33 protein-coding genes are annotated in these 21,118 nt (G+C 64.4%); 32 read left to right on the top strand and 1 reads right to left on the bottom strand.

Annotated features, from left to right (window positions below; translation table 11 throughout):
* The 29 genes from tuf to rplQ form a co-directional block, all read left to right on the top strand.
* Positions 1-1,190 (top strand): elongation factor Tu (tuf, locus tag F620_RS0102090; RefSeq protein WP_019569273.1); only part of this gene is annotated, 1,190 nt, incomplete at its 5' end.
* Positions 1,191-1,196: 6 nt separating this feature from the next.
* Positions 1,197-1,508, top strand: a complete 312-nt coding sequence (gene rpsJ / locus F620_RS0102085; RefSeq protein ID WP_018870684.1) for a 30S ribosomal protein S10 — start codon at positions 1,197-1,199, stop codon at positions 1,506-1,508.
* A gap of 107 nt (positions 1,509-1,615) precedes the next feature.
* Complete coding sequence (gene rplC, locus F620_RS0102080; protein ID WP_026279564.1) at positions 1,616-2,260, top strand: 50S ribosomal protein L3; 645 nt, start codon at positions 1,616-1,618, stop codon at positions 2,258-2,260.
* Positions 2,261-2,265: 5 nt separating this feature from the next.
* Positions 2,266-2,871: a 50S ribosomal protein L4 gene (gene rplD, locus F620_RS0102075; RefSeq protein WP_019569272.1), complete on the top strand. Its 606-nt coding sequence runs from the start codon at positions 2,266-2,268 to the stop codon at positions 2,869-2,871.
* Positions 2,868-3,164, top strand: coding sequence for a 50S ribosomal protein L23 (gene rplW, locus F620_RS0102070; RefSeq protein WP_018870681.1), 297 nt, complete (start codon positions 2,868-2,870; stop codon positions 3,162-3,164). The genes rplD and rplW overlap by 4 nt, the downstream gene beginning before the upstream one ends.
* A gap of 2 nt (positions 3,165-3,166) precedes the next feature.
* Entirely contained in the window at positions 3,167-3,988 is an 822-nt protein-coding gene (rplB, locus tag F620_RS0102065; protein WP_018946635.1) for a 50S ribosomal protein L2, read from the top strand.
* A gap of 12 nt (positions 3,989-4,000) precedes the next feature.
* Positions 4,001-4,273 (top strand): 30S ribosomal protein S19, encoded by a 273-nt coding sequence (gene rpsS / locus F620_RS0102060; RefSeq protein ID WP_018870679.1) that lies wholly within the window; start codon positions 4,001-4,003, stop codon positions 4,271-4,273.
* A gap of 10 nt (positions 4,274-4,283) precedes the next feature.
* Positions 4,284-4,625 (top strand): 50S ribosomal protein L22, encoded by a 342-nt coding sequence (rplV, locus tag F620_RS0102055; RefSeq protein ID WP_018870678.1) that lies wholly within the window; start codon positions 4,284-4,286, stop codon positions 4,623-4,625.
* A 2-nt stretch (positions 4,626-4,627) separates the two neighbouring features.
* Positions 4,628-5,308: a 30S ribosomal protein S3 gene (rpsC, locus tag F620_RS0102050; protein ID WP_018870677.1), complete on the top strand. Its 681-nt coding sequence runs from the start codon at positions 4,628-4,630 to the stop codon at positions 5,306-5,308.
* A gap of 10 nt (positions 5,309-5,318) precedes the next feature.
* Positions 5,319-5,732 carry a 50S ribosomal protein L16 gene (gene rplP, locus F620_RS0102045; protein ID WP_018870676.1) on the top strand — a complete coding sequence of 138 codons (414 nt, stop codon included), beginning with the start codon at positions 5,319-5,321 and terminating at the stop codon, positions 5,730-5,732.
* Positions 5,732-5,926 carry a 50S ribosomal protein L29 gene (gene rpmC, locus F620_RS0102040; protein ID WP_018870675.1) on the top strand — a complete coding sequence of 65 codons (195 nt, stop codon included), beginning with the start codon at positions 5,732-5,734 and terminating at the stop codon, positions 5,924-5,926. The genes rplP and rpmC overlap by 1 nt, the downstream gene beginning before the upstream one ends.
* A gap of 5 nt (positions 5,927-5,931) precedes the next feature.
* A complete protein-coding gene (gene rpsQ / locus F620_RS0102035) occupies positions 5,932-6,198 on the top strand; it encodes a 30S ribosomal protein S17 (protein WP_018870674.1) in 267 nt (88 codons plus the stop codon).
* Positions 6,199-6,220: 22 nt separating this feature from the next.
* Positions 6,221-6,589, top strand: a complete 369-nt coding sequence (gene rplN / locus F620_RS0102030; protein WP_018870673.1) for a 50S ribosomal protein L14 — start codon at positions 6,221-6,223, stop codon at positions 6,587-6,589.
* Positions 6,590-6,596: 7 nt separating this feature from the next.
* The gene (rplX, locus tag F620_RS0102025; protein ID WP_018870672.1) at positions 6,597-6,911 is read left to right on the top strand and encodes a 50S ribosomal protein L24; all 315 of its coding nucleotides are present in this window, start codon (positions 6,597-6,599) and stop codon (positions 6,909-6,911) included.
* A gap of 18 nt (positions 6,912-6,929) precedes the next feature.
* Positions 6,930-7,469, top strand: a complete 540-nt coding sequence (gene rplE / locus F620_RS0102020) for a 50S ribosomal protein L5 (RefSeq protein ID WP_018946630.1) — start codon at positions 6,930-6,932, stop codon at positions 7,467-7,469.
* 13 nt (positions 7,470-7,482) lie between these two features.
* Positions 7,483-7,788: a 30S ribosomal protein S14 gene (gene rpsN, locus F620_RS0102015; RefSeq protein WP_018870670.1), complete on the top strand. Its 306-nt coding sequence runs from the start codon at positions 7,483-7,485 to the stop codon at positions 7,786-7,788.
* Between the two features lie 12 nt (positions 7,789-7,800).
* Positions 7,801-8,193 carry a 30S ribosomal protein S8 gene (gene rpsH, locus F620_RS0102010; RefSeq protein WP_018870669.1) on the top strand — a complete coding sequence of 131 codons (393 nt, stop codon included), beginning with the start codon at positions 7,801-7,803 and terminating at the stop codon, positions 8,191-8,193.
* Positions 8,194-8,203: 10 nt separating this feature from the next.
* Positions 8,204-8,734 (top strand): 50S ribosomal protein L6, encoded by a 531-nt coding sequence (gene rplF / locus F620_RS0102005; protein ID WP_018870668.1) that lies wholly within the window; start codon positions 8,204-8,206, stop codon positions 8,732-8,734.
* Positions 8,735-8,744: 10 nt separating this feature from the next.
* Positions 8,745-9,098 (top strand): 50S ribosomal protein L18, encoded by a 354-nt coding sequence (rplR, locus tag F620_RS0102000; protein ID WP_018870667.1) that lies wholly within the window; start codon positions 8,745-8,747, stop codon positions 9,096-9,098.
* A gap of 24 nt (positions 9,099-9,122) precedes the next feature.
* Positions 9,123-9,629, top strand: coding sequence for a 30S ribosomal protein S5 (gene rpsE, locus F620_RS0101995; RefSeq protein WP_018870666.1), 507 nt, complete (start codon positions 9,123-9,125; stop codon positions 9,627-9,629).
* Positions 9,630-9,631: 2 nt separating this feature from the next.
* A complete protein-coding gene (gene rpmD, locus F620_RS0101990) occupies positions 9,632-9,811 on the top strand; it encodes a 50S ribosomal protein L30 (RefSeq protein WP_018870665.1) in 180 nt (59 codons plus the stop codon).
* Between the two features lies 1 nt (position 9,812).
* Complete coding sequence (rplO, locus tag F620_RS0101985) at positions 9,813-10,244, top strand: 50S ribosomal protein L15 (protein ID WP_018870664.1); 432 nt, start codon at positions 9,813-9,815, stop codon at positions 10,242-10,244.
* A gap of 2 nt (positions 10,245-10,246) precedes the next feature.
* On the top strand, positions 10,247-11,599 hold the full coding sequence (gene secY, locus F620_RS0101980) for a preprotein translocase subunit SecY (RefSeq protein ID WP_019590827.1): 1,353 nt from the start codon (positions 10,247-10,249) through the stop codon (positions 11,597-11,599).
* Positions 11,600-11,614: 15 nt separating this feature from the next.
* On the top strand, positions 11,615-11,728 hold the full coding sequence (rpmJ, locus tag F620_RS14740; RefSeq protein ID WP_018935185.1) for a 50S ribosomal protein L36: 114 nt from the start codon (positions 11,615-11,617) through the stop codon (positions 11,726-11,728).
* A 65-nt stretch (positions 11,729-11,793) separates the two neighbouring features.
* On the top strand, positions 11,794-12,150 hold the full coding sequence (gene rpsM, locus F620_RS0101975; RefSeq protein ID WP_019569271.1) for a 30S ribosomal protein S13: 357 nt from the start codon (positions 11,794-11,796) through the stop codon (positions 12,148-12,150).
* 21 nt (positions 12,151-12,171) lie between these two features.
* Entirely contained in the window at positions 12,172-12,561 is a 390-nt protein-coding gene (rpsK, locus tag F620_RS0101970) for a 30S ribosomal protein S11 (RefSeq protein ID WP_018870661.1), read from the top strand.
* A gap of 15 nt (positions 12,562-12,576) precedes the next feature.
* Entirely contained in the window at positions 12,577-13,197 is a 621-nt protein-coding gene (gene rpsD / locus F620_RS0101965; RefSeq protein WP_018870660.1) for a 30S ribosomal protein S4, read from the top strand.
* Between the two features lie 30 nt (positions 13,198-13,227).
* On the top strand, positions 13,228-14,217 hold the full coding sequence (gene rpoA / locus F620_RS0101960; RefSeq protein ID WP_019569270.1) for a DNA-directed RNA polymerase subunit alpha: 990 nt from the start codon (positions 13,228-13,230) through the stop codon (positions 14,215-14,217).
* Between the two features lie 42 nt (positions 14,218-14,259).
* Positions 14,260-14,643, top strand: coding sequence for a 50S ribosomal protein L17 (gene rplQ / locus F620_RS0101955; protein ID WP_018870658.1), 384 nt, complete (start codon positions 14,260-14,262; stop codon positions 14,641-14,643).
* Positions 14,644-14,747: 104 nt separating this feature from the next.
* On the opposite strand, the gene uvrA is transcribed toward rplQ, so the two are convergent.
* Complete coding sequence (gene uvrA, locus F620_RS0101950; RefSeq protein WP_026331282.1) at positions 14,748-17,600, bottom strand: excinuclease ABC subunit UvrA; 2,853 nt, start codon at positions 17,598-17,600, stop codon at positions 14,748-14,750.
* Positions 17,601-17,757: 157 nt separating this feature from the next.
* Here uvrA and F620_RS0101945 point away from each other — a divergent pair, with 157 nt between their 5' ends.
* The 3 genes from F620_RS0101945 to miaB all read left to right on the top strand — a co-directional run bounded on the left by F620_RS0101945 (position 17,758) and on the right by miaB (position 21,118).
* Positions 17,758-19,128 (top strand): MFS transporter, encoded by a 1,371-nt coding sequence (locus F620_RS0101945; protein WP_019569268.1) that lies wholly within the window; start codon positions 17,758-17,760, stop codon positions 19,126-19,128.
* A 114-nt stretch (positions 19,129-19,242) separates the two neighbouring features.
* A complete protein-coding gene (ssb, locus tag F620_RS0101940) occupies positions 19,243-19,734 on the top strand; it encodes a single-stranded DNA-binding protein (RefSeq protein ID WP_019569267.1) in 492 nt (163 codons plus the stop codon).
* A gap of 31 nt (positions 19,735-19,765) precedes the next feature.
* Complete coding sequence (gene miaB / locus F620_RS0101935; RefSeq protein ID WP_019021407.1) at positions 19,766-21,118, top strand: tRNA (N6-isopentenyl adenosine(37)-C2)-methylthiotransferase MiaB; 1,353 nt, start codon at positions 19,766-19,768, stop codon at positions 21,116-21,118.

Genomic DNA, 21,118 nt, shown 5'->3' with positions numbered 1-21,118 from the left:
TGTCCAAGGAAAAGTTCGAACGCAAGAAGCCGCACGTGAATGTGGGGACGATTGGTCATGTGGACCACGGGAAGACGACGCTGACGGCGGCGTTGACGGTGGTTCAGGCGAAGAAGTACGGCAGCGATGCGCGTGCCTTTGACCAGATTGACAACGCGCCGGAAGAGAAGCAGCGCGGTATCACGATTGCGACGGCGCACGTGGAGTACGAGTCGGACACGCGCCACTACGCGCACGTGGACTGCCCGGGTCACGCGGACTACGTGAAGAACATGATCACCGGTGCGGCGCAGATGGACGGTGCCATTCTGGTGGTTTCGGCGGCGGACGGTCCGATGCCGCAGACGCGGGAACACATCCTGCTGTCGCGCCAGGTGGGCGTGCCGCACATCGTGGTGTTCCTGAACAAGGCGGACATGGTGGACGATCCGGAGCTCCTGGAGCTGGTGGAGATGGAAGTCCGCGATCTGCTGTCGAGCTATGATTTCCCGGGTGACGACACCCCGGTGGTCACCGGTTCGGCGCTGAAGGCGCTGGAAGGTGACGAAAGCGAGATGGGCGCCCAGGCGATCCACAAGCTGGTGGACGAGATGGACCGCTTCATCCCCGAGCCGGAGCGCGCGGTGGACGGTGCGTTCCTGATGCCGGTGGAAGACGTGTTCTCGATTTCCGGTCGTGGCACCGTGGTCACCGGTCGCGTTGAGCGCGGCGTGGTGAAGGTCGGCGAGGAAGTGGAGATCGTGGGTCTGCACGACACGCAGAAGACCACGGTGACCGGCGTGGAGATGTTCCGCAAGCTGCTGGACCAGGGCGAGGCCGGCGACAACGTGGGCGTGCTGCTGCGCGGCACCAAGCGTGACGACGTGCAGCGCGGTCAGGTGCTGTGCAAGCCGGGTTCGATCACGCCGCACACCCAGTTCGAGGCGGAAGTCTACATCCTGAACAAGGAAGAGGGTGGTCGTCACACGCCGTTCTTCAACGGGTATCGGCCGCAGTTCTATTTCCGCACGACGGACGTGACGGGATCGGTCGAGCTGCCGGAAGGCACCGAGATGGTGATGCCGGGCGACAACGTGAAGATGACGGTGTCGCTGATCAGCCCGATCGCCATGGAAGACGGTCTGCGTTTCGCGATTCGCGAAGGCGGCCGCACCGTGGGCGCGGGCGTCGTCTCCAAGATTATCGAGTAAAGATCCATGGCTAATCAGCGTATTCGAATTCGGCTCAAGGCCTTTGACCACCGTCTCATTGACCGGTCAGCGGCCGAAATCGTGGAAACAGCGAAGCGGACCGGGGCGCGGGTCAAGGGCCCCATTCCGCTGCCGACCAAGCGGGAGTCGTACACGGTGCTGACCTCCCCGCATGTCAACAAGGACGCGCGGGATCAGTACGAGCTGCGTACCCACAAGCGCCTGATGGACATTATGGATCCCACGGACAAGACGGTGGACGCGTTGATGAAGCTGGACCTGGCCGCTGGGGTCAATGTTCAGATTCGACTTAACTAAGCGGAAACTTTCTGTCATAATATTGGGCTTTCCGTGGCCCGGCGTTCGGCGCCGGGCCACGACTTTGGGGCGCAGGGCCGCGCCAGCGATTACGAAGGGGTTGGAAAATGGCTCTTGGACTCATTGGTCGCAAGCTTGGAATGACGCGCGTGTTCACCGAAGAGGGCGCGTCGGTGCCGGTCACGGTGCTCGAGGTGGACAATAATCGCGTGGTCCAGGTGAAGCGCGCCGACAGCGATGGCTACGACGCGGTGCAGGTCACGGCCGGCTCGCGCAAGCCGCAGCGGGTGAACCGCGCGGCGAGCGGGCACTTCGCCAGGGCCGAAGTCGAACCCGGGCGGGGGCTCTGGGAGTTCCGCCTCGATGGTGAAGACGCCGAGGGCCTGAGCCCGGGCGACGCGATGACCGTCGATCGGTTCGAAGAGGGCCAGATGGTCGACGTGACCGCGCAGAGCAAGGGCAAGGGTTTCCAGGGGACGGTGAAGCGGCACAACTTCCGTACCCAGGACGCTACCCATGGTAACTCGCTGGCCCATCGGGCGCCGGGATCGATCGGGCAGAACCAGAGCCCGGGTCGCGTGTTCAAGGGCAAGAAGATGGCGGGCCAGATGGGCGCCGAGCGAAAGACCATTCAGAATCTCAGTGTGGTCCGGGTCGATGCGGATCGCGGACTGCTGCTGGTCAAGGGTGCCGTCCCCGGTCCGTCCAGCGCGGACGTGATGATCCGGCCCGCAGTCAAGGCGAAGGGTTGATAACGATGCAGATGACAACAGCCGATACCGGGGCCAGTGTGGAGCTTTCGTCCGCCTGCTTCGAACGCGAGTTCAATGACTCGCTGGTTCACCAGGCCGTGGTGGCGCAATTGGCGGCCGCCCGCCGCGGTACCCGTGCGCAGAAAACTCGTTCGCAGGTTTCCGGCGGTGGCATCAAGCCGTTCCGCCAGAAGGGGACCGGCCGTGCCCGTGCGGGTACGATCCGCAGTCCGCTTTGGATTGGTGGCGGCAAGGTGTTTGCGGCCCGCACGCGGGATTTCTCGCAGAAGCTGAATCGGAAGATGTATCGCGCTGCGCTGGCGTCGATCCTTTCCGAGCTGGTGCGGCAGGAGCGGCTGAAGGTCGTTTCCAGCTTCAGCGTGGATAGCGGCAAGACGCGTGATGGCGTCGCCGCGCTGCGTCAGCTCGGGATGGAGTCCGGTCTCGTCGTGCTCGATGCCGAGGATGAGCGGACCGACCGGGCATTGAGGAACGTGCCGCGCGTGGATGTGGCGACCCTGGGCGAGATGGGTCCGGCCAATCTCGTCGGAGCCGAAACCGTGGTGATGACCGAAGCGACCGTGCGCCGGATCGAGGAGTGGTTGGCATGAATGGCCGTCTGATGCAGGTAATCCAGGGCCCGGTGGTGTCGGAAAAAGCGACGATGGCCGGGGAGGTCGGGCAATACGTGTTCAAGGTGCTGCCCGATGCAAGCAAGGCCGAGGTGAAGGCTGCCGTCGAGCAGCTCTTCGAGGTGCGCGTGGAAGGCGTGCGCACGCTGCGGCAGCAGGGCAAGACCAAGCGGTTCGGTCGTCAGTTCGGACGGCGGAATCACTGGAAAAAGGCCTATGTGTCGCTGGCCCCGGGCGAAAGCATTGACATGGGTGAAGGGGAGCAGCTCTGATCATGGCTATTATCAAGACCAACCCCACGTCGGCCGGTCGGCGGCACACGGTGCAGATTCGCGGAGACGGTCTGCATCGAGGCGAACCATATCCGGGCCTGGTCGAGAAGAAGCAGCGGACCGGCGGGCGCAACAACACCGGCCGCATCACCTCGCGGCATATCGGCGGCGGGCACAAGCAGCGCTACCGTACGGTCGACTTCAAGCGGACGAAGGACAATATTCCGGCTCGCGTTGAGCGGCTGGAATACGATCCGAACCGCAGTGCTCACCTGGCGCTTCTGCTGTATCGCGATGGCGAACGTCGGTATATCATTGCTCCGCGCGGGCTGAAGGTCGGGGATACCGTTTCGAGCGGCTCGCAGGCGCCGATCCGGCCTGGCAACGCCATGGCGCTGAGATCCATTCCGGTGGGCACCACAGTGCACGGCATTGAGCTGAAGCCTGGCAAGGGCGCGCAGCTGGTCCGCTCGGCGGGTGGCAGCGCGCAGGTGGTGGCCCGAGAAGGGCAGCTTGCAACGGTCCGGCTCGCGTCCGGAGAGATGCGCCGCATTCAGTCCGAGTGCCGGGCCGTGGTCGGCGAAGTGGGACACTCCGAGCATTCCCTGCGCAAATTCGGCAAGGCCGGCGCACGTCGCTGGCAGGGCAAGCGCCCGACGGTCCGCGGTACGGCGATGAACCCGGTCGACCATCCGCATGGGGGCGGTGAAGGCCGCAACTTCGGTCGCCATCCGGTAACCCCGTGGGGGCGCCCGACCAAGGGCTTCAAGACCCGTAACAACAAACGTACCGACCGCATGATTGTGCGTCGGCGCAAGAAGTAACGGAGCACGAGCATGCCGCGTTCACTGAAGAAAGGCCCGTTCGTTGACCATCACCTGCGCCAGAAGGTGGAAGTGGCGGCGGAAAAGAACGACCGTCGTCCGATCAAGACCTGGTCCCGGCGTTCGATGATCATTCCGCAGATGGTGGGTCTCACCATCGCGGTGCATAACGGGCGGCAGCATGTCCCGGTGCTCATCAACGAGAACATGGTTGGCCACAAGTTGGGCGAATTCGCCGCGACCCGGACCTTCAAGGGTCACATCGCCAACAAGAAATCGCGCTGAGGACGGTTTGATGGAAACGATCGCAAAACTCCGGTTCGCGCGGATGTCGCCGCAAAAGGCGCGGCTGATTGCTGACCAGGTTCGCGGCATGCCGGTAGAAAAGGCGCTGAACGAACTCACGTTCAGCCGCAAGAAACCGGCGGCCATCGTCAAGAAGGTGCTGGAATCGGCCATCGCGAACGCCGAAAACAACGACGGCGCCGACATTGACGAACTGCGCGTGTCGCGGATCCAGGTCGACGAGGGGCCGGTGCTGAAACGCATGCAGGCCCGCGCGAAGGGCCGCGGCAACCGTATTCTTAAGCGCACGAGCCACGTGATCGTGGGTGTCAGCGAGAAGGGGGCGAAGTAAGCATGGGTAACAAGGTACATCCGACCGGCATTCGCCTCGGCATCTCGCGCCCGTGGTCCGCCACCTGGTATGCGGACGGCGAGGATTTCGGTGATACGCTGAATAACGACATCCAGCTGCGGGAGTTCCTCCTGAAGCGGCTGAGCCATGCGTCCGTGAGCCGTGTCATCATCGAGCGCCCCGCGAAAGCGGCGCACATCACGATTCAGACGGCACGTCCGGGTATCGTGATTGGCAAGAAGGGCGAGGACATCGAGAAGCTGCGCCGCGAAGTGGCGCGCGAGACGGGTCTGGACCAGGGTTCGGTCAAGATCAACATCGAGGAGGTCCGCAAGCCCGAAATCGAGGCCCAGCTGGTGGCCGAAGGTATCGCCCAGCAGCTGGAGCGCCGCATCATGTTCCGTCGGGCGATGAAGCGGGCGGTGGGCAACGCGGTGCGCCTGGGGGCGGAAGGCATCAAGGTGCATGTTTCCGGTCGCCTGAATGGCGCCGAAATCGCCCGGTCCGAGTGGTATCGGGAGGGTCGTGTTCCGCTGCATACGCTCCGGGCGGATATCGACTACGGATTCGCCGAGGCGCGAACGACTTACGGAATCATCGGCGTGAAGGTCTGGATCTTCAAGGGTGAGGTCTTCAGCCTGGAGCCCACCGAAGGCCGCCGCGCCGCGGCCAACGCGAGCTAGGACATAAGCCATGTTGCAGCCAAAAAGAACCAAGTTCAGGAAGCAGTTCAAGGGGCGCAACCGCGGTATGGCGTCCGTGGGCGCCAAGGTGAGCTTCGGCGAGTACGGGCTCCAGGCGGTCGAGCGCGGTCGGGTGAACGCCCGGCAGATCGAAGCCGCGCGGCGGGCGATGGTCCGTCACATCAAGCGCGGCGGCAAGATCTGGATTCGGGTGTTCCCCGACGTTCCGGTAACCAGCAAGCCCCTGGAAGTCCGCATGGGCAAAGGCAAGGGCGGCGTCGAGTACTGGGTATGCAAGGTCCAGCCGGGCCGCATGCTTTACGAGATGGAAGGGGTCAACGAGGATGTCGCGCGCGAGGCGTTTCGACTCGCCGCTGCGAAGCTCCCCGTCAAGACCGTGTTTACGCGTCGGCAGGTGATGTGATGAAAACGTCCGAACTCAGGAACAAGTCCGATCAGGAACTCGGCAGCGAGCTCGAGGCCCTGTACAAGGAACAGTTCGGTCTGCGCATGCAGCAGGCCGTCGGGCAGCTTTCGCGTCCCGACCGCATGAAAACCGTGCGGCGCGATATCGCCCGGATCAAGACGCTGATGAACGAACGCAGAACGGCGGGTTAACGAAGATGAACCAGGAAACGACGAAAACCCAGCGCTCCGTTGTGGGTCGCGTGGTCAGCGACAAGATGGACAAGACCCGCACGGTCGTGGTTGAACGGCGCGTTCGGCACCCGCTGTATGGCAAGTTCATTCGCCGGTCGACGAAGCTCCGCGTCCATGACGAAGAGAACGTGTCGAAGGAAGGCGATCGCGTACGGGTTCGGGAGTGCCGGCCCATGTCGAAACAGAAGCGCTTTGCCCTGATCGAAGTGGTCGGGCGCGACGCGCTGTGAACCGGATCCCGGGAGAACATCCATGATTCAGATGCAGACCGTCCTTGAAGCCGCCGACAATTCCGGCGCGCGCCGCATGCAGTGCATCAAGGTCCTGGGCGGATCCCATCGGCGTTATGCGCGGATCGGGGACGTCATCAAGGTGTCCGTCAAGGACGCCATTCCCCGGGGCAAGGTCAAGAAGGGCGACGTGTACAATGCCGTGGTCGTGCGTACCGCATCCGGTGTTCGTCGTTCCGATGGTTCGGTGATCCGGTTCGACCGTAATGCGGCGGTGCTGCTGAACAGCCAGTACCAGCCGGTCGGGACCCGTATCTTTGGCCCGGTGACCCGTGAACTGCGTGGAGAGAATTACATGAAGATCATTTCTCTCGCGCCGGAAGTGCTTTGAGGACGTCATGAAAAAGATTCGCAAGGGTGACGATGTCGTCGTGATCGCCGGTAAGGACAAGGGCCGGCGCGGCACGGTGATCAAGGTGCAGGACGACAAGGTCCTGGTGCAGAACATCAACATGGCGAAGAAACATCAGAAACCGAATCCCCAGCAGGGCGTCAGCGGCGGCATCATTGAGAAGGAGATGCCCATGCATATTTCGAACGTCATGCTGTACAACCCGGCGACCGCCAAGGGCGACCGGGTCGGGATTCGCACGCTGGAAGATGGCCGAAAGGTTCGGGTTTATCGCTCGAACGACGAGGTCGTGGACGCTTAACTGCAGGAATATCGGTTTATGGAACGCTTGAAAGAAGATTACGAGTCCAGGATCAAGCCGGCCCTGCAGGAGCAGTTCGGTTACGGCAACGTCATGGAGATCCCGCAGGTCACCAAGGTCACCCTGAACATGGGTCTTGGAGACGCGGTTGCTGACAAGAAGATCATCGAGCACGCGATGGGTGACATGACCGCCATCGCGGGGCAGAAGCCGGTCGTGACCCGGGCGCGCAAATCCATTGCCGGATTCAAGATCCGCGACGGGTATCCGATCGGCTGCAAGGTGACGTTGCGGCGCCGCCAGATGTACGAGTTTCTGGATCGTCTGATCAACATCGCGCTGCCTCGTGTGCGCGATTTCCGCGGCTTCAGCCCGAAGGCGTTTGACGGCCGCGGTAATTACACCCTCGGGGTGAAGGAACAGATCATCTTTCCGGAGATCGATTACGACCGCGTCGATCGCCTCCGGGGGATGGACATTACGATTACGACCAGCGCCAAGACGGACGCGGAAGCCCGGGCTCTCCTGGAGGCCTTCAACTTCCCCTTCCGGCAGTAAAGAGGTAAGAGGAATGGCCAAGGTATCGATGGTCCAGCGTGAGCGTAAGCGTGAACGCCTGGCGAAGAAGCACGCCGAGAAACGGCAGGAACTCAAGGCGATTCTCGTCGACGAGAACCGGTCTGGCGAGGAACGTCTGGAGGCGATGAACAAGCTGCAGAAGCTGCCGCGTGACTCCAGTCCCGTGCGGCAGAAGAATCGCTGTGCCGTGACCGGTCGGCCGAAGGGTTACTATCGCCGGTTTGGCCTGGGCCGAAACAAGCTTCGCGAGTACGCCATGAAGGGCGAGATTCCGGGGCTGCGCAAGGCGAGCTGGTAAGGAGAAACCGCCATGATGACCGATCCGATCGCCGACATGCTCACCCGGCTGCGCAATGCACAGCGCGCCGACAAGGAGCAGGTGTCGATCCCGTATAGCAAGAACAAGGAAGCGATTCTGCGTGTGTTCGCGGACGAGGGCTTCATCGCCGATTACCGCTCGGAAGGCGAAGGTGCTCGCAAGGTGTTGATCGCCACCCTGAAATATTTCCAGGGCCAGCCGGTGATCGAAACCGTACAGCGCATCTCGCGGCCGGGGCTGCGGATTTACCGCGGCAAAAACGAGCTGCCCCGCATCAATGCCGGTCTGGGTGTGGCCGTGATCTCCACGCCGCGCGGCGTGATGAGCGATCGCGCCGCACGCGAGATCGGTCAGGGCGGCGAAGTGCTCTGCAAGATCTACTGAGGACGATTCGATGTCTCGCATTGCAAATCTGCCGCTGGAGCTGCCCAACGGGGTGTCCCTCGATCAGCAGGGCGACCGCATCACGGTCAAGGGGCCCAAGGGGGAGATTTCCCTCTCCGTCCCCGAGACCGTGCTGGTCTCCGTCGAGGACAATACCGTGACCGTTCAGCCCAGCGAGAAGGCGAAGACCTACGCGATGGCCGGAACCATTCGGTCGCTGCTCGGCAATCATGTCCATGGCGTCAGCCAGGGCTTCGAAATCGTGCTGGAGCTGGTCGGGGTTGGATACCGGGCACAGGTTCAGGGCAAGAACCTGAATCTGACCCTCGGATTTTCACACCCGATCGACTTCTCGATTCCGGAGGGCGTGACCGTCGAGGCGCGTTCGCCCACCGAAATCGCGGTGCAGGGGCATGATCGTCAGAGCGTCGGCCAGGTGGCCGCCGATATCCGCGCGCTGCGTCCCCCGGAGCCCTACAAGGGCAAGGGCGTGAAGTACAAGGACGAGCGTATCCAGCGCAAAGAAGCCAAGAAGAAGTAGGTAGGCACCAGTGGACAAGAAACAGGCCAGAATCAAGCGGGCACGTCGGGCGCGGTACAAGATTCGCGAGCAGGGCGTTCACCGTCTCTGTATCCATCGCACGCCGCGGCACATGTATGCACAGCTCATCGCCCCCAATGGCGACAATGTGGTGGCCGCGGCCTCCACGGTCGAGAAGGACCTGCGTGATGCGGGTACCTACACCGGGAATGCGGATGCTGCCGCGCGCGTGGGTCAGAAGATTGCCGAGCGTGCGCGCCAGGCGGGTATCCAGGAAGTCGCATTCGACCGTTCCGGCTTCCGCTTCCATGGTCGGGTGAAAGCCCTGGCCGATGCTGCCCGCGAGGGCGGGCTCCAGTTCTAGCAGACGGACCCAGCGGAGATAACAATGGCACGTAATGATGTAAGTGAAGCCACCGATGGGCTCCAGGAAAAGCTGATCGGCGTCAACCGAGTCGCCAAGGTCGTCAAGGGCGGCCGGCAGTTCCGGTTCGCCGCGCTGACCGTGGTGGGCGATGGCGAAGGCCGTGTCGGCTTCGGTTATGGCAAGGCGCGCGAGGTCCCGCAGGCGATTCAGAAGGCGATGCAACAGGCGCGCCTCGAGATGCGGGATGTGGCGTTGCAGGAGGGCACCCTGCACTACGCCGTGAACGGACGCCACGGGGCGGCGAAGGTCTACATGCAGCCGGCATCCGAGGGTACCGGTATCATCGCCGGTGGCGCGATGCGCGCGGTCCTGGAGGTCGCGGGCGTCAAAAACGTGCTGGCGAAATGTGTCGGATCCCGCAACCCCATCAACGTGGTGCAGGCGACAATCAACGGACTGGCCATGGTGAACTCGCCCGAACTGATCGCGGCGAAACGCGGCAAGTCGGTCGAAGACGTGAAGAGCTGATCATGAGCAAACTCAAAGTCAAACTCGTGCGCAGTCCGGCGAATCGGATCCGCAGCCACAAGGCGACGGTTCGGGGGCTCGGCCTGCGCAGGATGCACAGTACCTCGGTGATCGAGGCGACGCCCGAGAATCTGGGGATGGTGCGCAAGGTGCGCTATCTCCTGGACGTAGAGGAAGTCTGAAATGCGACTGAATGAGATTGCGAGTCCGCAGGGTGCCCGTAAGGCCGGGAAACGGGTCGGTCGCGGTATCGGCTCCGGCCTGGGAAAGACCGGCGGACGTGGCCATAAAGGGCAGAAGTCTCGCTCCGGCGGGTTCACCAAGACCGGCTTTGAGGGTGGCCAGATGCCCCTGCAGCGTCGGCTGCCCAAGGTCGGCTTCCGCTCGCGTCGCCAGGCCGAAACGGCCGAAGTGCGCCTGAACGAACTGAACCGCGTTGGCGGCGAGGTCAGTCTGGAGACGCTGAAGCAGGCGGGTGTGATCCCGGCTGAGGCGCGTGCGGCGAAGATCTTTGCCTCGGGCGAGGTGTCCGGCGCGGTCACTGTCCGTGGTGTCCGGGTCTCCAGGGGTGCGCGCGCGGCGATCGAGGCCGCGGGCGGCAGCGTCGAGGTCTGATAATGGCGCGCGGACCGGCAGCCCGAGCGGGTGGTGGAGGCGGACTGACCGGCTTCACCGAGTTGCGCAAACGCCTGCTGTTCGTGCTGGGCGCGCTGGTGGTTTATCGGATCGGGACGTTCATTCCGGTGCCGGGCATCAATCCGGTCGCGGTTCAGCAGTTCTTTGAACAGCAAAGCGGCACCATCCTGGACATGTTCAACATGTTCTCCGGTGGTGCGCTGGAGCGACTGTCGGTCTTCGCGCTTGGCGTGATGCCGTATATCTCGGCGGCCATCATCATGCAGCTTCTGGCTGCGGTGGTTCCGTCTTTGCAGCAGCTTAAAAAGGAAGGGGAAGCCGGGCGCCGAAAGATCACCCAGTACACGCGATACGGGACGGTGGTGCTGGCTCTGTTTCAGAGTATAGGTATCGGAATCGCGCTGAACGGGCAGACCATCCAGGGGATGCCCATGGCGCTGAATCCGGGGCCGATCTTTATCTTTACGGTGGTCGTGTCGCTCGTGACCGGGACGCTGTTCCTGATGTGGCTGGGTGAGCAGATCACGGAACGGGGTATCGGCAACGGCATTTCGATCATCATTTTCGCCGGGATCGTGGCGGGTCTTCCGGGCGCGATTGGCGGAACTCTGGAACTGGCACGGACGGGCGAACTGGCTGCGGCCTTCGTGGTGATCCTGCTGATCCTTGCCCTGGCGGTGACCGCGTTCGTGGTGTTCGTGGAGCGCGGCCAGCGGCGGATCACGATCAACTATGCCAAACGGCAGGTAGGTCGGAAGATGGTGGGCGGGCAGTCGTCCCACCTTCCGCTGAAGCTGAACATGGCCGGAGTGATCCCGCCGATCTTCGCGTCGAGTATCATCCTCTTCCCGTCGACGCTGGGTCAGTGGTTCGGCCAGGCCGAAGGAATGGACTGGCTGCGGGAGATTTCGACCACGCTGGCGCCCGGGCAGCCGTTGTACGTGGGCTTTTATGCGGCCGCGATCATATTTTTCTGTTTCTTCTATACCGCGCTGGTATTCAATTCGCGGGATACGGCGGAGAACCTGAAAAAACAGGGTGCGTTCATCCCCGGGATCCGTCCCGGTGTGCAGACGGAGCGCTACATTGACGGGGTGATGACCCGGCTGACAGCGGTGGGCGCGGTGTACATCACCGCGGTGTGTCTGCTGCCCGAGTTCCTCATCCTGTACTGGAACGTGCCGTTCTACTTCGGCGGTACGTCGCTGCTGATCATCGTGATCGTGGTCATGGACTTCATGGCGCAGCTGCAGTCGCACCTGGTATCGCATCAGTATGAAGGCCTGATGAAGAAGGCGAATCTCAAGGGTTTCGGCGGGACCGGGATCCGCTAGCACAGGAGAAGGAAAATGAAGGTACGCGCATCCGTTAAGCCGATTTGCCGCAACTGCAAGGTGGTGCGTCGCAACGGGACCGTCCGTGTGATCTGTACGGAAGCCCGTCACAAGCAGCGCCAGGGCTGAGCTTGGCCGCTGACCGAAACGCTGATACTATAGTCGGCTTTGCCGAATCTTGATGGAGAAGTTGGATGGCTCGCGTCGCTGGAATCAATATTCCTGATCAGAAGCATACGGTGATCGCACTGACGTCGATCTATGGCATTGGTCCCACGCGTGCCCGGCATATCTGCGATTCCGCCGGGGTGCGTCCTGACATGAAGGTGAGGGATCTCACCGATGCTGAGGTGGATGCGCTGCGGGCCGAGGTCGACAAGTTCCCGGTGGAAGGGGACCTGCGGCGCGAGATCAGCATGAACATCAAGCGGCTGATGGATCTCGGTTGCTACCGGGGCGTGCGCCATCGCCGCGGCCTTCCGCTGCGCGGGCAGCAGACGCAGACCAACGCGCGCACCCGCAAGGGCCCGCGGCGTCCGATTCGCAAGTAACACGACTGGGAATACAGGTTAATGGCACAAGCGCAGACCCGGACCAAGAAAAAGGTCCGCAAGAACATCGCCGAGGGCGTCGCGCATGTCTATGCGACGTTCAACAACACGATCATCACCATCACCGATCGCCAGGGCAATGCGATCAGCTGGGCTACGTCCGGCGGGTCCGGCTTTCGCGGTTCGCGCAAGTCGACGCCCTTCGCCGCGCAGGTGGCGGCAGAGCGCGCCGGCAATGCGGCGGCGGAGCACGGGGTGAAGAACCTGGACGTCGAGGTCCGCGGCCCTGGGCCGGGGCGCGAGTCGGCGGTGCGTGCGCTGAATAACGCGGGTTTCAAGATCACGAACATCAGTGACGTGACACCGATCCCGCACAATGGTTGCCGGCCGCCCAAGAAGCGGCGCGTCTGAGGCTGGAGTCGAATTATGGGTCGTTATATTGGACCGAAGTGCAAACTGAGTCGTCGCGAGGGTGCCGATCTCGGTCTGAAAAGCCGGGCGCGCGCACTCGAGACGAAGTGCAAGCTGGATCAACCGCCGGGGCAGCATGGCGAACGCCGCACGCGGCTTTCGGATTATGCGGTCCAGCTGCGGGAGAAGCAGAAGCTGCGCCGGACGTACGGTGTGCAGGAAAAGCAGTTTCGTAACTACTACCACAAGGCTGCGCAGCGGAAGGGTTCGACCGGTGAGAATCTGCTGAAGCTCCTCGAAGGCCGTCTGGATAACGTGGTCTATCGCATGGGCTTCGGCTCCACGCGCTCCGAGGCGCGCCAGCTGGTGGCGCATCGCGCGATTCTGGTCAATGGCCGGGTTGTGAACGTGGCGGCCTATCAGGTCCAGCCGGCGGATGTCGTCAGTGTTCGCGAGAAGGCCCGCAAGCAGGTGCGCATCCAGGATTCGATGACCCTGGCCGAGCAGAGCGGTCTGCCCGAGTGGGTGGAGGTCGACAGCAGCAAGTTCGAGGGCACCTTCAAGGCGGTGCCGGATCGTGCGGATCTGCCGGCCGACATCAACGAGTCGCTCGTCGTCGAGCTTTATTCGAAGTAACCGCCAGCGGGCATTTCGCCGGGAGCATCAATGCAAGCCAACGAACTGGTCAACAAGCAGCAGATCGAGGTCGAGTCGGAAGCGCGGAATCAGTCGCGCGTGGCGCTCGAGCCGCTGGAGCGGGGATTCGGGCACACGCTCGGCAATGCGCTGCGGCGGGTGCTGCTGTCTTCGATCCCGGGTGCGGCGATCGTCGAAGCCCGCATCGAGGGCGTGCTGCACGAGTACACGACCATTGAGGGCGTGCAGGAAGACGTCGTGGACATCCTGCTGAACCTGAAGGGCGTGGCGCTGCGCATGCATGCGCGGGATGAGTCCACGCTCACGCTCAAGAAGAAAGGTCCGTGCGCCGTGACGGCTGCGGACATCCAGGTGGACCATGACGTCGAAGTGGTCAATCCGGAGCACGTGATCGCGACGATCAACAAGGACGTTGAGCTGGACATGACGATGACGGCGCGGACGGGGGAAGGCTACGAGCCGGTCACCGCCCGCCAGACGGGCGGAGAAACGGACGAAACTGGGATTGGTCGTCTGCAGCTGGACGCGACGTTCAGTCCGATTCGGCGTGTGGCGTATCGGGTGGAAAGCGCCCGCCTGGCCCAGCGTACGGACATGGATCGGCTGGTGCTGGAGCTGGAAACGAACGGGGCCATCGCTCCGGACGATGCCGTTCGGCAGGCAGCGACGATCCTTCAGGGGCAACTTGCGCCGTTCGTCGATCTGCAGGAAGAGGCCGCCGAAACCGCGACCGGTGGTGCCAGCGCGGTGGATCCGGTGCTGCTGCGCCCGGTGGACGAGCTGGAGCTGACAGTGCGCTCGGCGAACTGCCTGAAGGCCGAGAACCTGTACTACATCGGTGATCTGGTCCAGCGTACGGAAGTGGAACTGCTGCGTGCCCCGAATCTCGGCAAGAAGTCGCTGACCGAGATCAAGGATACGCTGGCGACCCACGGGCTGTCCCTGGGCATGCGGCTGGAAAACTGGCCGCCGCCGGGTCTGCGGGACGAGAACGAGTAATCAGTGGGCGTAACACGCCAATAGCATTCAGAGGATAGTCCAATGCGTCATCGTCATTCCGGCCGGCAGCTCGGCCGCAACAGTTCGCACCGCAAGGCCACCATGCAGGCGCTGACGAATGCGCTGTTTCGGCACGAACTGATCAAGACCACGCTGCCCAAGGCGAAGGAGCTTCGCCGGGTAGCCGAGCCGTTGATCACCCTGTCGAAGAATGACAGCGTGCATGCGCGGCGCGAGGCCTTCTCCCGCCTGCGGGACAAGGAAACCGTGGGCAAGCTGTTTACCCAGCTGGGCCCGCGTTACCAGGAACGTCCCGGGGGGTATCTGCGTATCCTCAAGTGCGGCTTCCGCGCAGGAGACAATGCGCCGATGGCCTACGTGGAGCTGGTGGACCGTCCGATGCCGGACGAGGAAGAGGCAGCCTGACGCCACGTCGGCCGTCGCTGTGAGAAGAGGCCGCCCTTCGGGGCGGCCTTTTTTCGTTTCGGGGGGGGTAGTCTGGTCCGCGGCCCGAGTTTGCGCCGGCCGCGTCAGGCAGGGGCATCCTCGGTGGTGGGCCAGGGTGTGAGCATCGGGCCGAGGAAGTGGCCGGTATGGCTTGCGGGGGTGGCCGCGACGGTTTCGGGTGTTCCGGCGACGATCAGCTGCCCGCCCCCGCTGCCGCCCTCGGGTCCGATGTCGACCAGCCAGTCGGCCGTCTTGATGACGTCCAGGTTGTGTTCGATGACCACGATGGTGTTGCCGTGGTCGCGCAGGCGATGGAGGACGCGAAGCAGCTGGGCGATATCCTCGAAGTGGAGACCCGTGGTGGGTTCGTCGAGGATGTAGAGGGTCTTGCCGGTGTCGCGTTTGGACAGTTCGCGGGCGAGCTTGATGCGCTGGGCTTCGCCGCCGGAGAGGGTGGTGGCGTTCTGCCCGAGCTGGATGTAGGAAAGCCCGACCTCCATCAGCATTTCGAGCTTGCGATGGATAACGGGGACCGGCTGGAAGAAGTCCAGCGCTTCTTCGACGGTCATCTCCAAGACTTCGTGGATGTTCTTCCCCTTGTAACGAACCTCGAGGGTCTCGCGGTTGTAGCGCTGGCCGCGGCATACGTCGCAGGGCACGTAGACGTCGGGGAGGAAATGCATCTCGACCTTGATGACGCCATCACCCTGGCAGGCCTCGCAGCGGCCCCCGCGCACGTTGAAGGAAAACCGGCCGGGCTTGTAACCGCGTGAACGGGCCTCGGCGGTGGCGGCGAACAGCTCCCGGATGGGGGTGAACAGGCCGGTGTAGGTCGCGGGGTTGGATCGTGGCGTGCGGCCGATCGGGCTCTGGTCGATGTCGACCACCTTGTCGATCCGTTCGAGCCCTTCGATGCGGTCGTGTTCGGCGACCGGATGCCGCGCGTTGTGCAGGGTGTTGGCGGCGGAGGGATACAGGGTGGCATTGACAAGGGTGGACTTTCCGGAGCCGGAGACCCCGGTCACGCAGGTGAACAGCCCCAGCGGGAATTCAAAGTCGCCGCCGCGCAGATTGTTGCCGCGCGCGCCGCGAACCCGAAGCGTATGGTCCGGATCGGCGGCGTGGCGCTGTTCGGGGATCGCGATACTGCGCCGCCCGGAGAGGTAGGCGCCGGTCAGGGAATCTTCGCTGGCGGCGATCTCGGCCGGCGTGCCCGCGGCCACGACTTCGCCGCCATGGCGGCCGGCCCCGGGCCCGATGTCGAGGACATGATCGGCTTCGCGGATGGCGTCCTCGTCATGCTCCACCACGATGACCGTGTTGCCGAGGTCGCGCAGGCTGGCCAGGGTGTTGAGCAGGCGCGCGTTGTCCCGCTGGTGCAGGCCGATGGAGGGTTCGTCGAGGATGTACATCACGCCGACCAGTGCCGAGCCGATCTGTGACGCCAGGCGGATGCGCTGGGCCTCGCCACCGGAGAGGGTTTCGGCGGAACGATCCAGCGTCAGGTAGTCCAGACCGACATCCACCAGGAAACCGAGCCGGGCGGCGATCTCGCGGACGATTTTTTCCGCGATGCGTGCGAAACGCCCCGGCAGCTCGAGGTCGTCGAAGAAGGCCTGGGCGCCGGCGACGCTCATGTGCGTGATCTCCGGCAGGGTGTGGCCCTTGACGAACACGTTGCGAGCGGCGGCATTGAGACGCGTGCCATGGCACGAGGGGCAGGGCTGCTCGTTGAGATAGCGCCCCAGTTCCTCGCGCACGGCCGCCGAATCGGTCTCCCGATAACGCCGTTCGAGGTTGGGGATGATGCCCTCGAAGACCCGGTGGTCGGTGCGCAGGCGCCCGTTCGCGGCCGGGGTGCTCAGGGGGATCTCCTCGGCACCGGAGCCGTGCAGGATCACGGCCCGGACCTCCGCCGGCAGGTCCTTCCACGGCGTCTCCACATCGAAGCCGTAGTGGCGGGCCAGACTGTCCAGGAGGCTGAAGTACCAGGCGTTGCGGCGATCCCAGCCGCGAACCGCGCCACCGGCCAGGCTGACCTCGGGCTGGGCGACCACACGTTCGGGGTCGAAGTACTGGTGCACGCCCAGGCCGTCACAGGTGGGGCAGGCACCGGCGGGATTGTTGAAGGAGAACAGGCGCGGCTCCAGTTCGCGCAGCGCATAGCCGCACACCGGGCAGGCGAAGCGGGCCGAGAAGGTCATCGGTTCGCGTTCCGGCTCGTCCATCCAGGCGACCAGTGCCAGGCCGTCGGCCAGCTCGGTCGCGGTCTCGAAGGATTCGGCCAGGCGCTGCCGCAGGTCCTCGCGGACCTTGAAGCGGTCGATGACGATCTCGATGTTGTGCTTGCGTTTGGGGTCCAGCTCGGGCAGGGCGTCCAGTTCGTGGATCTCGCCGTTGATGCGCGCACGCAGATACCCGTGGGCACGCATGGATTCCAGCAGCTTGTGGTGTTCGCCCTTGCGGTCGCGCACCACCGGCGCCAGCAGCATCAGCTTTTCGCCTTCAGGCATCTCCAGTACCTGGTCGACCATCTGCGAGATGGTCTGTGCGGCCAGGGTCTCGCCGTGATCAGGACAGCGCGGCTCGCCGGCGCGGGCGAACAGCAGGCGCAGGTAGTCATAGATCTCGGTGATGGTGCCGACGGTCGAGCGGGGGTTGTGGGAGGTGCTTTTCTGCTCGATGGAGATGGCCGGGGACAGACCGTCGATCTGGTCGACATCCGGTTTTTCCATCATCGACAGGAACTGCCGCGCGTAGGTCGACAGGCTCTCGACGTAGCGTCGCTGGCCTTCGGCGAACAGGGTGTCGAAGGCCAGCGACGACTTGCCCGACCCCGAGACCCCGGTGATCACGATCAGCCGCTCGCGCGGCAGTTCGATATGCAGGTCCTTGAGGTTGTGGGTGCGGGCGCCGCGGATCTGGATGTTCTGCATCATGGGACGACGGATACTCCGGAGTCGTTGGGAAGGGCAGCCGGCGGCTGCCAGCCGGCCATGGTAACACCCGGTCACGGCCCGCCGGAGGCCCGGGGCTCTGGTAGACTCCCGTCCGCGTTCGTTCACCGGCGTGCCATTCAGGAGTCCTGACCACATGAATGCCCGCGAGTTGCGAGCCACCACCGGGCTGGCGGCCATTTATGGAGTGCGCATGGCCGGCCTGTTCCTGATCCTGCCGGTGTTCATGCTGCACGCTGACGATATCCCCGGTGCCACGCCGCTGCTCGCCGGGCTGGCGCTGGGGATTTACGGCCTGACCCAGGCGGCCCTGCAGATTCCGTTCGGTCTGCTCTCCGATCGCCTCGGCCGCAAGCCGCTCATCGCGGCCGGCCTGGGCCTGTTCGTGCTCGGCAGCCTGGTGGCGGGACTGGCGGAGGATATCCACGGGATCATCCTTGGCCGGGCCCTGCAGGGAGCGGGTGCGGTGGCCGCAGTGGTGCTGGCGCTGACCGCCGACCTGATCGCCGAGGAACGCCGGACCCGGGCGCTGGCGGTGATCGGCCTGACCATCGGGCTCACGTTCACCGTCTCGATGGCACTGGGGCCGCTGCTCGATCGCGGCGTCGGTCTTTCCGGCATTTTCCTGGTTGCGGCGGGGCTGGGGGTGCTGGCACTGCTGATCCTCCTGTTGTGGGTCCCGTCGCCGGGTCGAATGCGCCAGCATCCGGACATGGTCCCGCAATGGGGCATGCTGCCGCGGGTGCTGGCGGACCCGGAGCTCGCGCGGCTCAATGCCGGGATCTTCATCCTGCATCTGGTGCTGGCGGCCAATTTTCTGGTGCTGCCGACGTACCTGGTGGCGGGGGCCGGCCTGCCGGCGGCCGAACACTGGGCCTTCTACCTGCCGGTGTTGCTGGCCGGCTTTGCGTTGATGCTGCCGGGGGTCATCCTCGGCGAGCGGCGCAGGCGCATGCACGGCGTGCTGCTGCTGGCGATCGCCCTGCTGGTGCTCGTGCAGACCGGCCTGGCTCTGGCTTTCCATCTTGACGGCGGCGTTTGGTGGCTGGCGCTGTTGATGGTCGGCTTTTTCGCGGCCTTCAACCTGCTGGAGGCGGGGTTGCCCGCGATGGTGTCGCGCGCAGCCCCGCTGGCCCACAAGGGCACCGCGATGGGCGGATTCGCGACCGCCCAGTTCCTCGGGATCTTTGCCGGTGGCGCGCTGGGCGGGGTGCTGCTGGGTCTGGTCGGGCCCGTGGCGGTCCTGCTGGCCAGTGTGCCGGCGCTGGTGATCTGGTTCCTGCTGGCCCGCGGGCGCAGCCCGGAGCATTACGTGACCCGGACGCTCGCGGTGCCGACGGTCTGGGAGGGGCAGCCGGGGAGGCTGCTGAGCGAACTGCGCGGCTGTCCCGGCGTGGCCGAGGTCGCGCTGTCGCCGGATGCAGGCTCGGTTTATGTGCGCCTGCATCCCGATGTGCAGGCGGACGGATCGCTGCGGGAACGCCTGGAGCGCGGCCCGGCCGGGTGAAGCCCGCGCCCGCACCGCCCGGTGACCCGCGTCACGCGGACGGGTTCTGTTGCGCCCGTCAGCGCCTGCTACACTATCGACTCGATTAACCCGTGCCCGACACAAGGAGTTCCCATGGCCCGCGGAGTCAACAAGGCGATCATTCTCGGCAACCTCGGTGCCGACCCCGAAAAGCGCGAAACGCCCGGCGGGGCGACCGTCACCAACTTCCGCGTGGCCACCACGGAGCAGTGGACCGACAAGCAGAGCGGGGAGCGGCGCGAAAACACCGAATGGCACCGGGTCGTGATGTTCGGTCGTCTGGCCGACATCGCCGCGCAGTATCTGTCCAAGGGCTCCCAGGTGTACATCGAGGGCCGGATCCAGACCCGCAAGTGGCAGGGGCAGGACGGTCAGGATCGCTATACCACCGAGATCGTCGCCAGTGACATGCAGCTGGTCGGTGGACGCGGCGGCGGTGGCGCCGGCGGTGCCGCTGCCGGTGGTGGCTACGGCGGCGGTGACGACCCGGGCCCCGGTGGCGGTGGCGACGGCTTCGGGGGCGGTTCGTCCTCCCCGTCGTCCGGTCCGGGCGGCTCCTTCGATGACGATGACGTCCCGTTCTAAAAGGCACATCAGCTGAGGTGGCCGACACGCAATGACCCGCAAGATCTACATCCAGACCCACGGCTGTCAGATGAACGAGTACGACTCCGACCGCATGCTGGACGCCCTGAAGGCGGACGGCGGCGCGGAGCGTACCGAGGATCCCGAACAGGCCGATGTCCTGCTGCTGAACACCTGTTCGATCCGCGAGAAGGCCCAGGAGAAGGTCTTCTCGCTGCTGGGCCGCTGGCGCGCGATCAAGGAGCGCCGGCCGGGGATGGTGATCGGGGTCGGCGGCTGTGTGGCGAGTCAGGAGGGCGAGGCCCTGCGTCAGCGCGCGCCGTACGTGGATCTGGTGTTCGGGCCGCAGACCCTGCACCGCCTGCCGGAGATGATCCGCGAGGCGCAGCGGGCGCGGGCCCCGGTGGTGGACATCTCGTTCCCCGAGATCGAGAAGTTCGACCGCCTGCCCGAACCGCAGGCCGAGGGCCCCACGGCCTTCGTCTCGGTGATGGAGGGCTGTTCCAAGTACTGTTCGTTCTGCGTGGTGCCCTATACCCGCGGTGACGAGATCTCGCGCCCCTTCGACGACGTGATCGCCGAGGTGGTGGCGCTGGCCGAGCAGGGGGTGAAGGAGATCAACCTGCTGGGGCAGAACGTCAATGCCTATCGCGGTCCGATGGAGGACGGAGACACCGCCGACCTCGCGCTGCTGATCCACTACGTGGCGGCGGTGGACGGGATCGAGCGCATCCGCTTTACCACCTCGCATCCGGTGGAGTTCTCCGACTCCCTGATCCAGGCCTTCGCCGACGAACCCAAGCTGGTCAGCCACCTGCATCTGCCGGTGCAGAGCGGTTCCGACCGGATCCTGGCGCAGATGAAGCGCGGGCACACCATCCTCGAGTACAAGGCGAAGATCCGTCGCCTGCGCGAGGCGCGCCCGGAGCTGGACCTGTCGTCGGACTTCATCGTCGGTTTCCCCGGCGAGACCGACGCCGATCACCGGGCGACCATGGACCTGATCGAGGAACTGCACTTCGATTTTTCCTTCAGCTTTATCTACAGCGCGCGTCCGGGTACGCCGGCGGCCTCGCTGCCCGACGACGTCCCCATGGCGGTGAAGAAGGCACGGCTGGCGGAGCTGCAGGCCGTCATCGAGCGGCATGGCCGCGAGCGCAACCAGTCCATGGTGGGGGGTATCGAGCCGGTACTGGTGGAGGGGCCGGCGAAGCGCAATCCGGACGAGCTGGCCGGGCGCACCGCCAACAACCGCATCGTGAATTTCCCCGCCGACCCGTCCCTGATCGGGCAGATGGTGCCGGTGGAGATCACCGAGGCCCTTGCCCACTCCCTGCGCGGGCGCCGGGTGGTCGAACCCGTTGCCGCCGCCGCGACCGCCTGA

Origin of the sequence: Thioalkalivibrio sp. ALE11 (genome assembly GCF_000381205.1) — a bacterium.
In the GTDB taxonomy this organism is placed as follows: Bacteria; Pseudomonadota; Gammaproteobacteria; order Ectothiorhodospirales; family Ectothiorhodospiraceae; genus Thioalkalivibrio.
This window is presented reverse-complemented; position numbering and strand designations above follow the sequence as displayed.